This is a genomic window from Lujinxingia litoralis, from assembly GCF_003260125.1.
In the GTDB taxonomy this organism is placed as follows: Bacteria; Myxococcota_A; Bradymonadia; order Bradymonadales; family Bradymonadaceae; genus Lujinxingia; species Lujinxingia litoralis.
Genome location: NZ_QHKO01000001.1, coordinates 800,886 through 815,195, shown reverse-complemented (window position 1 = coordinate 815,195; position 14,310 = coordinate 800,886). Strand labels below are relative to the sequence as shown.

10 protein-coding genes are annotated in these 14,310 nt (G+C 64.0%); 8 read left to right on the top strand and 2 right to left on the bottom strand.

Annotated elements, in window-relative coordinates:
• Window positions 1-16 precede the first annotated feature (16 nt).
• Both DL240_RS03350 and DL240_RS03345 read left to right on the top strand, forming a co-directional pair.
• The gene (locus tag DL240_RS03350; RefSeq protein ID WP_146618072.1) at window positions 17-3,568 is read left to right on the top strand and encodes a serine/threonine-protein kinase; all 3,552 of its coding nucleotides are present in this window, start codon (window positions 17-19) and stop codon (window positions 3,566-3,568) included.
• Between the two features lie 5 nt (window positions 3,569-3,573).
• Window positions 3,574-4,407, top strand: coding sequence for an SAM-dependent methyltransferase (locus tag DL240_RS03345; RefSeq protein ID WP_146618071.1), 834 nt, complete (start codon window positions 3,574-3,576; stop codon window positions 4,405-4,407).
• Between the two features lie 6 nt (window positions 4,408-4,413).
• Here the strand turns inward: DL240_RS03345 and DL240_RS03340 are convergent, their stop codons facing one another.
• Both DL240_RS03340 and ligA read right to left on the bottom strand, forming a co-directional pair.
• Window positions 4,414-5,688, bottom strand: coding sequence for a hybrid sensor histidine kinase/response regulator (locus DL240_RS03340; RefSeq protein ID WP_158542321.1), 1,275 nt, complete (start codon window positions 5,686-5,688; stop codon window positions 4,414-4,416).
• A 258-nt stretch (window positions 5,689-5,946) separates the two neighbouring features.
• Window positions 5,947-7,932: an NAD-dependent DNA ligase LigA gene (gene ligA / locus DL240_RS03335; protein ID WP_111728430.1), complete on the bottom strand. Its 1,986-nt coding sequence runs from the start codon at window positions 7,930-7,932 to the stop codon at window positions 5,947-5,949.
• Between the two features lie 383 nt (window positions 7,933-8,315).
• On the opposite strand from ligA, the gene DL240_RS03330 reads away from it, so the two are divergent.
• The 6 genes from DL240_RS03330 (at window position 8,316) to sufU (ending at window position 14,308) form a co-directional block, all read left to right on the top strand.
• Window positions 8,316-8,807: an RrF2 family transcriptional regulator gene (locus DL240_RS03330; RefSeq protein ID WP_111728429.1), complete on the top strand. Its 492-nt coding sequence runs from the start codon at window positions 8,316-8,318 to the stop codon at window positions 8,805-8,807.
• Window positions 8,808-8,869: 62 nt separating this feature from the next.
• A complete protein-coding gene (sufB, locus tag DL240_RS03325; RefSeq protein ID WP_111728428.1) occupies window positions 8,870-10,306 on the top strand; it encodes a Fe-S cluster assembly protein SufB in 1,437 nt (478 codons plus the stop codon).
• 125 nt (window positions 10,307-10,431) lie between these two features.
• Window positions 10,432-11,190, top strand: a complete 759-nt coding sequence (gene sufC / locus DL240_RS03320; protein WP_111728427.1) for a Fe-S cluster assembly ATPase SufC — start codon at window positions 10,432-10,434, stop codon at window positions 11,188-11,190.
• Entirely contained in the window at window positions 11,187-12,527 is a 1,341-nt protein-coding gene (gene sufD / locus DL240_RS03315; protein ID WP_111728426.1) for a Fe-S cluster assembly protein SufD, read from the top strand. Before sufC ends, sufD begins: the two co-directional genes overlap by 4 nt.
• 63 nt (window positions 12,528-12,590) lie before the next feature.
• Window positions 12,591-13,835: a cysteine desulfurase gene (locus DL240_RS03310; protein ID WP_111728425.1), complete on the top strand. Its 1,245-nt coding sequence runs from the start codon at window positions 12,591-12,593 to the stop codon at window positions 13,833-13,835.
• A complete protein-coding gene (gene sufU / locus DL240_RS03305; RefSeq protein WP_111728424.1) occupies window positions 13,832-14,308 on the top strand; it encodes a Fe-S cluster assembly sulfur transfer protein SufU in 477 nt (158 codons plus the stop codon). Before DL240_RS03310 ends, sufU begins: the two co-directional genes overlap by 4 nt.
• Window positions 14,309-14,310: the final 2 nt, after the last annotated feature.

Below are 14,310 nucleotides of genomic sequence, written 5' to 3'. Positions count from 1 at the left end.
CGCTGGAGGTGTGGAGGTGTCCAGGATCGTCTGCGGTGAGTTCGAGCTGGTGGCGCCGATTGGTCAGGGGGGGATGGGGCAGGTCTGGGCGGGGCGTCATCGGGCGTCGCAGATCGATGTTGCGGTGAAGGTGCTCCATCCCGAAGTGAGCGCGAATCCCGAGTATCGTCAGACCTTTGAAGCGGAGTTGCGTGCGGTCGCGGCGCTGGACCACCCCAACATCGTGACCCTGCTCGATTACGGGACGATTTCTGCGTCGACGGCCCGTCAATCTGGCGACCAGCTTCAGGCCGGGTGCCCCTACCTGGTCATGGAGTACGCCCGGGGTGGGGCGTTGATCGACCACGTAAACCGCCTGGCGTGGGTGGAGACCAAAGCCGTGCTGCTGCGCATGCTCGATGCGCTCTCCCATGCGCATGCCCGGGGATTGATCCATCGCGATCTCAAGCCCGAGAATGTGCTGGTGGGCTGTGGTGCATCCTGGGCACTCAAGCTCACCGATTTTGGCCTGGTTCACGTTGACACGCGCTTCGATGAGAAGGGCAAGGTAGGCAAGGTATGGGGCACGCCTCAGTACATGGCTCCCGAGCAGTTGCGGGGCTTCTGGCGTGACTATGGGCCGTGGACCGACCTCTACGGGCTGGGGTGTATGGCGTTTGAGCTGGTGTGCGGGCACTGGCCCTTTGAGGGCGATACTCCCTGGAAAATCGCCGCCCGACATCTTAAGGCTCCGGTTCCCGCGATTTCGCCGCGGTTTGCAGTGCCTGAGGGGCTCCAGATGTGGCTGGAGAAGATGCTGGCCAAACGCACCTGCGATCGCTTTCAGCGCGCGGCGGATGCGGCCTGGGAACTCTCAAAACTCTGCCTTCCCGGCGAGGGAGCGCCCCGCGGACCGCTCTTTGAACCTCTGGCAAGTTCCGGGAGAGGAGAGGCATCGGCGCAGGTGACGCCGCGCGAGGCGTCTACGACGCTGATTCTCTCGCAGTTGCAGGCCGGGGCTACCTTGCGATCTCCTTCGGCCCGTCTGGAGATTGGGGAGTGGGAGGAACAACTTGGCGCGCCGAATGACGTTTCGAAGGAGGTGCCCGCGGGACCGCCGCTGCCTTTGAGTTGGCGGCGCTCGCAGGAGCGGGGATTGTCCAACGACTTGCTGGGGATCAGCCTGGGGCTCTTTGGTCTGCGGGCGATTCCACTGGTGGATCGGGAGGAGGAGCGTGACAAACTCTGGCGACTCCTGCACGAGGTGCACAGTTCCGGAAGCGCCCGTCAGGCGTTGATCGCCGGCGGCGCGGGCACCGGTAAGTCGGAGCTGGCCCGCTGGCTGGTGGAGCGCGCCGAAGAGGTGGGCGCGGCCATCGCGCTGGAGGCCTGGCATCATCCGGTAATGGGACCACGCGACGGTATCGCGCCGATGCTCTCGCGCCATCTGGGGTGCGTGCACCTCTCGCTCGACGATGCGCTCTCCCGACTGGAGCGTATCTGTGCGCCCCTCGGCGTGGATGATCCCTACCTGTTGCGCGGGCTCGCACAGCTGGTGGCCACGCGTCAGACCGAGGGCCGCGACGTGCCCTCGGTGCGTGTTGCCACACAGCACGATCGCCTCTCCACCATCTACGTGTATCTCAAGCACCTGGCGCGAACGCGTCCGGTGTTGCTGTGGCTCGATGATGTGGCCTGGGGCCAGGAGGCTTTGGCGCTGGCTCATTACATCGCCGAGGCGCAGGCGCGGGAGCCCGCGCCGATTCTGGTGGTGATGACCGTGCGCAGTGAGGCGTTGGCCCAACGTCGGGTGGAGCGCATCCGACTTCGGGAGTTGGAGGCCCAGGGGTTGCGGCGTCTGGAGCTTCAGGCGTTGGAGGACGCGGATGCTGAGGCCCTGGTGCGAGAGCTGCTGCACCTGGATGAGGACTTAGCGCGCCACGTTCTTCAACGTGTCGATGGCGTGCCCCTCTTCGCGGTGCAGTTGGTCGAGGATTGGGTCTCGCAAGGTAAGCTGGTGATGGGGCGGCAGGGCTTTGTGCTGCGTCCGGGAGCCGATGTGACCATTCCCGACGATGTTCACGCCCTCTGGGACGAGCGCGTGCGCGGGTTCGCGGCGGTGGGCGAGGGGCCGACGCTGGAACAGCTGGAGGCGGCGGCGACGCTCGGCGTGATCGTCGATGCCGATGAACTCCGTGCGCTCAGCGAGCACCTGGGGCTGCCGCCGGTGGACGCGCTGGTGCCTCGCTTGATCGACGCCGGGTTGGCCCGCGCGCGCGCGCAGGGCTGGAGCTTTGTCCATGGACTGCTGCAGGAGAGTCTGGAGCGTTCCGCACGAGACGGTGGCCGCTGGATGCGGTTGAACCTGGCCGCCGCCGGGGTCTTAGGGCAGCGCTACGCGCTGGACGCGCCCGGAGTCGCCGAGCGGGTGGCCTGGCACTGCCACGAGGGCGGCCGGGCAGATCTGGCGCTGGCGCCGCTGCGGGGGGCTGTGGCGCAGGCGATTCAAGGCAGCGACTATGTTCATGCCGAAGAGCTGATCTCCTGGCGCGAGAGTCTCTCCGAAGAGGTGGCTGAGCGCGCGGCCGAGCGCGCCGCGCTCACCTCGCTGGTGGACCGCGCCTGGTTGGCGGCGGCGCGCGCTGACTTTGCGGCCTGCCGTACGCTGGCCGAGACCGTCCGAGGTCAGGCGGCTCAACGTGGCTATGTGGTGGAGGCCGCCGAAGCCGCCATCTGGGCCGGCGTCGCTGCACGTCACGCCGGGGAGCTGGAGCGCGCGCAGGCGTTGCTCAAAGAGGCTCGCGATGTGTTCAAGGGGCGCGAGGCCTCCGCGGCGTTGGCCCGCGTGGAGTTGGAGGGCGGCCGAGTCGCCGAACTCGCCGGGGATCTGGACGCGGCCCACAAGCGTCTGGAGCGCGCCCGGCGTGCATACGCCCGGCTGGGCGACGCCTATGGTCAGGCCCGTGCTCTCAACGCGCTGGGCGACGTGGCGCGACAGGCCGGCGATATCACAGCTTCCAGCCAGGCAACCCTCCAGGCGCTGCGCCTCTTTGAGAGCATCGGCAACGTCAGCGGGGTGGCCGACTGCCTCAATGACCTCGCCGAACGCAGTCGACTGCAGGGCCAGTGGGAGCTGGCCAGGGAGCGGGCTGAAGAGGCGCTGCGCCTCTATAAGGCGCTGGACTCCTACGAGCAGTATGGCGTGCGTTTGAACCTGGCGATGATCGCGTACCATCGGGGGGATGCCGAGGAGGCGCTGCGCCTGGGGGCGCGGCTCGACGAGGCATTTATGCGCGCCGGCCAGGCTGCGCCCCACGCTCAACTTCTGGCGCTGCGTCTGGCGGCCTACGCCCGACTGGGGCGCTGGGACGAGGTGCTGGTAACACTGAAACGCAAAGACGCGATGGTTCATGAGACGGCGCTCAGGGCCTTCGGGGTCGATGACTTTCTGGAAGACGCCGCGCGCTATGCCAGTGTGCAGGAGTTGCCCCGGGTTCTGGAGGCCCTCAATGACCTTGTGGTGCAGCTCCGAGCGCGAGGGGCTGCTGGCGAGGTTGTAGATGCCAGCCTGGCGAGCGATAGGTCGTGACCGCGATGAACTCGGATTATTACGATGAGCTGGCCGGGGCCCTGGAGCCCGCGCAGCGCTCCGGCTGGCGTCATCGCCTGGAGCAATGGCTGCGCTTTGAGCTGACCTGCGCGGCGCTCCGACCGACCTCGGCCGATCGCCTTATCGATCTGGGCTGCGGCCCGGCGGCCCTGGCCGCCTACCTTCCCAAGGCGGAGCGCCCCGCCTACCTGGGGGTGGAGCGGCACCCCGAGCTTGCCGCCCAGGCCCGTGGCACGCTCGCCGGGCTTGAGGGCTCTCACGTCCTGCTGGAATGCGATCTTTTTGATGAACGCGTCGATCGGGCCGGCCCCTTTGAGCTGAGCGTGGCCATCGGGGCGCTCGTCGACGGGCAGGGCGCCAGCGAGGCGCAGCGCGCCCGGCGTGCGCTTGACCATCTGCGCCGCGTCTTCAGCCTTGGGGCGCAGGGCACGGTCCTCTTCGTGCTCGACCAGGCCGCGCTCAACGCTAACCCTCACCGCGCCCTGGAGCCGGCGCTGATGGGCTGCTTCGAGCACGAAATCATGCAGATCGCCGACGAACTCGGTCTGAGCGACGTGCGGGCCTCGCCGGTGCTGGCCGGGGAGTGGATGATTGTGGCCGGACCACGCCCCCGGAGATTTGACCCGATGAAAGCCCGCGAAGCCTGCGTGAGCGCGGTGCTTCGGCGTTGGCACCGCAGCGCCGGTGTTGATCCGGCCGATGCCGCCTGGTTGTGGTGGGTTGTCGGCGACCGCGAGCAGGCGCAGGTCGCGCTGGCGGCGCTGGAGACGGGGCATCCGCGCCGCGCGCTTCTCCAGGAGCGTATCGCTCTGCTCTGAGCGGCCTCAGTGCGGGGCGTGCTGAGCCGACGATGAGGATTGCGCGCTGTCACGGAGCGACTGCTGCTCGGGATGAACCGGCAGATGCACCGTAAAGAGCGAGCCGCGCCCCTCTTCGCTGTCGACGTTGATGTAGCCCCCGTGCATCTCCGCAAAACGTTTGGCGACCGCCAACCCCAGGCCGATGCCCCGTTTGTTAAACTCGAACTGGCCCGAGGAGTGGTGCCCGGTGTTAAACGTGCTGAAAAACACGTCGAAGATCTGCGCGACATCCTCATCCGAGATGCCCACGCCGCTATCGCGAACCGTCAGCTCCAGGACCTCCGGATCGTCGGAGGGGCCAATGCTTAGCGTGATGGTCTGGTCGTCGTAGGAGAACTTGATGGCGTTCATCAAGAGGTTGAGGCACATGTCGTTGAGCTTCTCCTCGTCGGCGAGGATGCGATGGGCCTCCGGGGCAACCTGAGTTTCCAGGCGTTGATTGCGCTTTTGTAAGAAGGGGTCGAGCTGGTCCTGGAGCGAGGCCACAAACTTGCGCATGTCGACCCACTCCAGATCCAGCGTGGCGCCGGAGTTCTCGTCATTGAGCATCTTGAAGATGCGGTTGGAGATGTTCTTCAGGCGCACCGCGCTGGAGTCGATGCCGCTGAGGGCTTTGGCGGCCACCGCGCTGAGTTCGTCACCCAGCTCCTTGCGCAGCAAGAAGGTGTAGCCAAACACGATCGCGATCGGCGTGTTGAGCTCGTGGCTGACCACCTCCATGAACACATTTTTGACGCGGTCGAGCATCTTGAGCTCTTCGTTGGCGTCGCTCAACAGGGCGTTCTGGTGCTCGAGTTGGTCGTTGGCCTCGCGAAGCTGTTTGAGGAGCTCACGGCGCTCGCGCTGAGCGCGGTAGTAATCAAAGGCCTGCGCCACAAAGAGGCGCAGCTCCACCGGCTTCCAGGGCTTGGAGATGTAGCGGTAGACGTGGCCCTCGTTGATCGCGTCGATCACGTCGGCGATGTTCGAGTAGCCCGTAAAGAGCACCCGCACAATATGGGGGTGCTCCTGACGCAGCTCGGCCAGAAACTCAATGCCCGACATCCGCGGCATGCGCTGGTCGGTCATCACCACCTGCACGTCGTGTTCAGCGATGAGTTCCATCGCCTCGTCGACCGACTGGGCGGTGAGCACGTGGTATTCTTTGCGAAAGAGGCGCGCGATGGCGTCGAGGATATCCGGCTCGTCGTCTACGACCAGGAAGGTCCCCCGCGACTGCGCACCCACATTGCTGGTCATAACGTCACCCATCGAGTGCCTGGCCCCGGGGGAAGTCGCCCCAGGGTGTGGGACATGCCGAGAGCCGTATGTGATGCGGCCGGGCCTCAGCGTCCCGGTACAAACGTCAGTGTCGAAGTGAAGGGAACCCTAACAGAAGACCCGGAGCCGTGGAAGGCCAATTGCCCCCTGAAAAGGGGAGAACGACGCCCGGCTCCGGGGTGGCGTGTGAAGTATGCGTGTAACGACGGGGCCTTAACTTCTATTCCTGTTTCGTTGTTACTGATCAGCACCATCATTGAGTAGCTTCAGAAAGCCGGATTCGCCAAGGATCGTGATGGCGCCGCCCTGGGCGTTGATGGCCTCGGCTTTTTTGAGTTTGCTGGAGCGCCAGCCTTGCTCAAATCGTTCCATGTCGGCGTCGCCCATCACCAGGTAGTCCAGGTCTTTGACGACCGACGAGGGGCACTGACCACCGCGGGCCTCGACCTCTCGTTGAGCGTCTTTTCGTGTCATTGCTTCCATCGCACCGGTAAAGAGTACGCGCTTTCCGGCCAGTGGCGAGCCTTCCACCCGGGGCTCTTCGGCCGGGGAAGGGAAGACCAGGGTCAGGTGCTCCAGCAGGGCGTCGATCAGTTCGGCCTGCTCTTTAAGCCCTTCGGTCACCGACCGGGCGATCACCTCGCCAATGGTATGGACCTCGGCGAAGGCCTCGGCATCGATGCTGCGAATCGCCTCCAGCGAATCGTAACGCTCGGCCAGGATGGCGCTCACATGCTTGCCCAGCTCGTGGATGCCCAGCGCCTGGAGAAACTTGTCCACGGCCACCTCTCGGCGCCCCTGGATGCGGTCGATGAGCTTCTCGGCCAGGATTTCCCCCACACGCTCCAGTCCCATCAACTCCGAGACGCTCAAGGTGAAGAGATCCACCGGGGTGGTCACCAACTCCGCATCGTAGAGCTGCTCGAGAAGTTTGGGGCCAAAGCCCTTGATCTCCAGGCGGCTGACAAAATGCTCGATCTGCCGGATCTTGGCCGCGCGGCAATTGTCCTTGTGGTCGGCCATCAACACGTCGTTCTGGCGCTCGGTCGGGGCGCCGCACTCCGGGCAGGCCGCCGGGATCTCGACCGGGGTGTCGCCGGCTTCGAGCACGCGCTCCATATTGGGGATCACGCCGCCGCGTCGCATCATCAGCACGCGCGAGCCCAGACGCAGCCCCGCTTCCCCGCCCAGATGTTCCATGATCGCCAGGTTATGCAGGCTCACCCGGGTGACCGTGGCCCCGCTGAGCACCACCGGGTCGACGATGCCCACCGGGTTGATGGCCCCGGTGCGTGAGACGTTCCACACCACCTCTCGCAGCACGCTCTCGCCAGCGTCGCCCTGAAATTTGTAGGCAATGGCCCAGCGCGGGTGGTGGGCGGTATGGCCCAGGCGCTCTTGTTCGCCAATGCGCTCGGCCTTGTACACGACGCCATCGGTTTCGTAGCCGAGCTGGCTGCGCCGGGCGGCAATATCGTCGTAGGTCGCCTGAATCTGGTCGCGCTCCACCCGGTGATGCTCCGGGATCTCGAAGCCCAGCGCTTCGAGGCGCGCCATCTTTTGAGACTCGGTGTCAAAATCCTCGCCCAGAAGATCAAAGGCGAAGAAGCGAATCTCGTAGTCGGCGGTTTTGTCGGGATCTTTGAGCTTGAGAGCTCCGGCGGTCAGGTTGCGGGGACTGGCGTACTCGTGCTTGAACTTGCGCTCGAAGACTGCCACCGGCATGTAGGCCTCACCGCGTACCTCGATCCCGGTGGCCTCAACCTGCAGCGGCAACCCCTTGATCCGGCGTACCTGCTCGGTGATGACCTCGCCGATGGCGCCGGTGCCGCGGGTGGCGGCCACGTGCAGATGGCCCCGGGCGTCGTAGCGCAGGCAACCGGCCACCCCGTCGACCTTGGGCGTGACGACCACGCCGCCCTCGAATTTGTCGTACCATTTGAGCAGCGTCTCCTCGTCGTAGGCCTTGTCCAGCGAGAGCATCGCCGGACTGTGCGCGAGCTTCTCGGCCTGCGGGTCGACCACGTCCACGTCCGCCCCGGCCGGGCCGATCTGGGAGAGGACCGCGCTCTCAGGAGCCCGGCGTTTAAGCGTCTCCACCAGGCGGTCGAAGGACTCGTCCGGGATCTCGGGGGCGTCGTCCACCCAGTACTTGCGGTTGTGGTAGCGAACGTGCTCTTCGAGTTCGTCGATTGAGAGGTCTTCCCAGGTGGGGGCGCTCATGGGCAGGGCTCCGGTCAGGCAGGGGCATCATCGTCAAAGGTAAGACGCATAAAACGGGTGCCGCAAAAACCTCGGCTCGGCAATCAGGGAGCCCGGGCGGCGCCGGCGTTATGCCCTCTGGACGGCGATCTTCTCAAGGGGGATCCGACCGAAGGTGCAAGGGCGCCTGAAGGCGAACGAGAAAAGGTGTGCGATCCGGAAAGAAAGCGCCTGGCTGGTGGGTTATTCGCCTGACGATGGACTCGCCAGCCGGCGTGCTATCTTAATTCATACAAAAGTGTCCGGATTGGGCGAAAGTGCCTTGAATGCGTACGAATGAGTATGCTATCGAGCCGGCCACCGCGTGCGGCGGCCCCGCACTTCCGGATTGACGAGAAGGACCGATGAAGATCACAGCGCTCGAAGAATATGGCCTGCGCTGCTTGCTGCGGGTGGCAGAGCAGCCCCCTGGCGAGTCGATCTCGGCTCAGGCCGTCGCCGATCTGGAAGGGATGAGCCTGCCTTATACCCAGAAGATCCTTCGCACCCTGACGCAGGGCGGCCTGATCGACTCGCGACGCGGGGCGCAGGGCGGCTTTTTGCTGGCGTTACCGGCCGAAGAGATCAGTCTGGGCGACGTGATTCGGGTGCTCGGCGGCCTCTTCGAGGTCGAAGACATCTGCGAACGTCACACCGGAGAGCTGGAGCGATGTGCCCGCGGTTGCGGCTGCACGATTCGCCCGGTCTGGAGCTTTATCTCCAGGTTTGTCATTGAAACCCTCGACGGCATCTCGGTCGCCGCGCTGCTGGCAGATGAAGCCAGTGTACGCCGCCACCTCAGCCGTCAGCATCATCAGCACCAGGAGCGCCCGCTGCCCGGCAGCGCGCCGCAGTAACACGACATGACGCGCGCCCCGACGGTGCTCGCCAGGCGTCATTAACCCCCCGAGGTAAGACGATGAGTTCAAATATCGAGTCGATGCTGGATCGCCCCTATAAGTACGGGTTCGTATCGGACATTGAGACCGAGACGATCCCGCCGGGGCTTAACGAGGACGTCATTCGTCTGATTTCGGCCAAGAAGAACGAACCGGAGTTCATGCTGGAGTTCCGCCTGAAGGCTTATCGCCACTGGCTGACCCTGGAAGAGCCGGACTGGGCCAACGTGAACTACCCCCGGCCTAACTTCGATGAGATCATCTACTACGCTGCGCCCAAGCAGAAAGAGAAAAAGGCCAGCCTGGATGAGGTCGATCCCGACATCCTCGAGGTCTACGAGAAACTCGGCATCCCGCTGCATGAGCAGAAGATGCTGCAGAACGTGGCCGTCGACGCGGTCTTCGACTCGGTCTCGGTGGCCACGACCTTTAAAAAGCGCCTCAATGAGGCCGGCGTGATCTTCTGCTCCTTCTCCGAGGCCGTTCAGGAGCACCCCGAGCTGATTCAGAAGTATCTGGGCTCGGTGGTGCCCTACACCGACAACTTCTACGCGGCGTTGAACTCGGCGGTGTTCACCGACGGCTCTTTTGTGTTCATCCCGCGCGGGGTGAAGTGCCCGATGGAGCTCTCCACTTACTTCCGGATCAACACCCAGAACACCGGCCAGTTTGAGCGCACGCTCATCGTGTGTGAAGACGGCGGCCACGTCAGCTATCTGGAGGGCTGTACGGCGCCTCAGTTCGACACCAACCAGCTCCACGCCGCGGTGGTGGAGCTGGTGGCCATGGACGACGCCGAGATCAAGTACTCCACCGTGCAGAACTGGTACGCCGGCGATGAAGAAGGCAAGGGCGGCATCTACAACTTCGTGACCAAGCGTGGGGTCTGCGAAGGGCGGCGCTCCAAGATCTCATGGACGCAGGTGGAGACCGGTTCGGCCATCACCTGGAAGTACCCCAGCTGCATTCTTAAAGGCGAGGAGTCCATCGGGGAGTTTTACTCGGTGGCACTGACCAACAACATGCAGCAGGCCGATACCGGCACCAAGATGGTGCACATCGGCAAGAACACCCGCTCGACGATCATCTCCAAGGGCATCTCCGCGGGACGTTCTCAGAACAGCTACCGCGGCCTGGTCAAGATCGCGCCGGGCGCCGACGGCGCGCGCAACTATTCGGAGTGCGACTCGATGCTCATCGGGGATCGCTGCGGCGCGCACACCTTCCCCTACATCGACGTGCGTAACCCCACGGGCAAGGTGGAGCACGAGGCCTCGACCTCGCGCATTGGCGAAGACCAGATCTTTTACTTTCAGCAGCGCGGCATCGACATGGAAGACGCCATCTCGATGATCATCAATGGCTTCTGCAAAGACGTCTTCCAGGAGCTGCCGATGGAGTTTGCTGTCGAGGCTCAGAAGCTCCTGGGCATCAAGCTCGAAGGCTCCGTCGGCTAAAGCCGCGCGCTCGTCACGAACAAACCTCTACGCTGCCTTGCACAGGCGGCGTCTGCGATATCTCAACGCTCTGGCCAAGGGCCGTCCCGTCCCGGCGGCCGCGCCACAACTCGAAGGACGCATTTATGCTATTGCAAGTCAAAGATCTGCGAGCCACCGTCGGTGAGGAGACCATCCTCAAGGGTGTCAACCTCACGGTGAACCCCGGTGAAGTGCACGCGATTATGGGCCCCAACGGCAGCGGCAAGAGCACGCTGACCAAGGTGCTGGCCGGCCATCCCGCCTACGAAGTCACCGGCGGCGACGTGAGCTTTGCTGGCGAAGACCTCTTTGAGCTGGAAGCCGATGAGCGCGCCCGCGCCGGACTCTTCCTGGCCTTCCAGTACCCGGTGGAAGTGCCCGGGGTCTCCAACGCGGCCTTCTTGCGTCAGGCGTACAACGCTCGTCAGGCCTCTCAGGGGCTTGATGAGCTCGATCCCCTGGAGTTCGACGACTACGTGCGCGAGCGCATGAAGCTCGTGGAGATGGACCCGGCCTTCTTGAACCGCAGCGTCAACGTGGGCTTCTCCGGTGGCGAGAAAAAGCGCAACGAGATCCTGCAGATGGCGGTGCTGAACCCGAAGGTCGCGCTGCTGGATGAGACCGACAGCGGGCTGGACATCGATGCGCTGCGGGTGGTTTCCAATGGCATCAACGCGTTGAGCAACGAAGGAAACGCGGTGGTGTTGGTTACGCACTACCAGCGTCTTCTGAACTACGTGAAGCCCGACTATGTGCACGTGATGGCCGGCGGACGGCTGGTGAAATCCGGTGGAAAGGAGCTGGCGCTGGAGCTTGAAGAGCGCGGCTACGACTGGATCCTGGAAGAAGAAGGAGCGGCATGAGCACGGTGACGCAGACCACAGACCAGCACCCCTTTATTGGTGAGGCGCTCGCGCAGCCCGGGCCACTTGCCGGCCAGGGTCTTCCGGGCTGGTGGGCGGCGCTGCGCACCGAGTCGCTGGGCCGTCTGGCCGGGCTCGACGTGCCAACCTCGCGCCAGGAAGAGTGGCGTTTTATCAAGCCCAAGGCGATCTTCAGCACCGACTTCACCTCGCCGGATGCGGTGAGCTTTGAGCTCGGCGACGAGGCGCTGGCGGACCTCCAGCTTCAGGAAGAGACGGCGGCGACGCTGGTGTACGTCAACGGTCGCTTTGATGCGGCGCGTTCCACGGTTGGCGAGCTGCCTGATGGTGTGGTGGTGGCCGACTGGAGTCAGATGCTCGACCACGATGAGGTCGATCGTCTGGCGGAGTACGTCGGCGCCAACGACTACTTCAACGGCGATGTCTTCTACGAGATCAACAGCGCGCAGTACGGCCAGGGGGCGGTGATTTTGGTGCCGCGTGGGCAGGTCATTGAGCGGCCCATCCACCTGCTCTTTGTGACCACCGGGCAAGAGGGCGCGGTGCATGCCAATCCGCGTAACTTGATTGTCGCCGGGGAGAGCGCCCAGCTCACGGTGGTAGAAGAGTATCGTGGCCATGGCGAGGGGAGCTACCTCAACAACGTGGTCGACGAGGTGGTGGTCGGTGCCAACGCCGATGTGAAGCACTTCAAAGTGCAGCGCGAAGCCACCGATGCCTTTCATGTGGCGAGGAACCTGATCACGCTCTCGCAGGACGCTCGTTACATCTCGACGGCCGTCACCCTGGGCGCGGCGCTCTCGCGCAACGACTCCTACGCGCGCTACGTCGGTCAGAACATCGACTGCACCCTCGACGGGTTGGCGTTGGTCCGTGGCAAGCAGGTCGCTGACACGCACACCGCCATCGATCACGCGCTGCCCAACTCCCGGAGCTATCAGCTGCACAAGACCATCGTCGACGACCGGGCCCATACGGTGTTCAACGGCAAGATCTTTGTGCGTCAGGATGCTCAGAATACCCGCTCCGAGCAGCTGAACCAGAACCTCATTCTTTCGGCCCGGGGTCATGTCGACACCAAGCCGCAGCTGGAGATTCTGGCCGACGACGTCGTCTGCTCTCACGGCGCGACGGTGGGGCAGCTCGAAGGCGATCAGCTCTTCTACCTGATGAGCCGTGGCATCGACGAGGAGCGGGCGCGCAATCTCTTGACCTTTGCGTTTGCCGCCGAGGTGATCGAGACCATCACCGTCGAGTCGCTGCGTAACTCGCTGGCCGAGGCAGTGCTAGCCTCGACCGATGTCACCGGGCTCTAAGCGCGCTCGGTCTTTTAGCTACCGGGGCCCCGACCGATGAGCCGGGGCCCCGACGAGGTTATGATGTCCGCACAAACCACCCCCGGCAGACGCACCTGGGAGGCCATTCGGGGCGATTTCCCGGTGTTGGCGCAGTCGATCCACGGTCACCCCCTGGCTTACCTCGACAGCGCGGCATCCTCTCAGATGCCACAGCAGGTCATCGATCGGCTGGTCTGGTATCACAGCACGCAGCACTCCAACGTGCATCGCGGCGTACACACCTTGAGTCAGAAGGCGACCCAGGCCTTTGAGGATGTGCGCGAGAAGGTTCGGGAGCTGATCAACGCGCCCTCGCTCCACGAGTGCATCTTTACCTCGGGCACCACCGAGTCGATCAACCTGGTGGCTCATAGCTTTGGTCGGGCCTTCTTGCAGGAGGGCGACCGGGTCTTGCTCTCGGCCCTGGAGCATCACGCCAACATCGTGCCCTGGCAGCGCATCTGTCAGGAGGTCGGGGCGCATATCGACGTGATCCCGATCAACGATCGCGGTGAACTCTTGCTGGAGACGCTCGACGAGCTTTTGACCGAGCGCACGAAGATCGTGGGGGTGGGCCATGTCTCCAACGCGCTGGGTACCATCAATCCCATTGCGGAGATCATTGAGCGCGCGCACGCCCGCGAGATTCCGGTGTTGATCGATGGCGCTCAAGCCATTGCCCACCTGAAAGTGGACGTGCAGGCGCTCGACGCCGACTTCTACGTGTTCTCCGGCCATAAGATGTGCGGGCCTACCGGCATCGGCGTGCTCTGGGGTAAGGAGCGCTGGCTCAACCAGATGGAGCCCTATCAGAGTGGGGGCGACATGATCTTGAGCGTGAGCTGGGAGGGGACCACCTACAACGGCCTGCCGCATAAGTTTGAGGCGGGCACGCCTTCGATCGCTGCGGGCGTGGGGCTGGGGGCGGCCATCAACTACCTCCAGGGCATCGGCTTTGAGCGCATCGCGGCCCGGGAGGATGAGCTTCTCCAACGCGCCAGCGCTCGTCTCTCCGAGATTCCGGGCGTGCGGTTGATTGGCACGGCGGAGCACAAGGCCTCGGTGCTCTCCTTTGATATCGAAGGCGTGCACCCGCATGACATCGGTTCGATTCTCGATAGTGAAGGGGTGGCCGTGCGTGCCGGCCATCACTGTGCGCAGCCGGTGATGACACGACTGGGCATCCCGGCGACTGCCCGGGCATCGTTTGCCTTTTACAACGACGACGAGGACATCGACCGCCTTGTCGCCGCCATCTACTCGGTCAAGGAGATCTTTGGCGTATGAGTGATATGCGAGCGCTCTATCAGGAGGTAATCCTCGATCACAACCGCAAGCCCCGTAACTTTGGCCCGCTGGAAGGGGCCAATCGCGTGGCGCAGGGGACCAACCCTCTCTGCGGTGATAACTACACCATTTATGCGCGCGTCAACGACGACAACATTGTCGAGGCGGTGAGTTTCGAAGGCAGCGGTTGTGCGATCTCGAAGGCCGCAGCCTCGATGATGACGACGCGCATCAAGGGCAAGAAAATCGAGAGTGCCGAGACCCTTATCGACGAGTTTCGTCGGATGCTCACCGGGGAGATCGACCTCTCTGGCGAACATGGGCTCGGGCACCTGACGGTCTTTGAAGGGGTGAGTCAGCTTCCGCAGCGCGTTAAGTGTGCGGTTCTTCCGTGGCACGCCATGCACGCGGCGCTTCAAGGGCAGGACGAGGCGTCGACGGAGGGTGAGTCCGACGTGTGGAGTAAGGAGTAAAG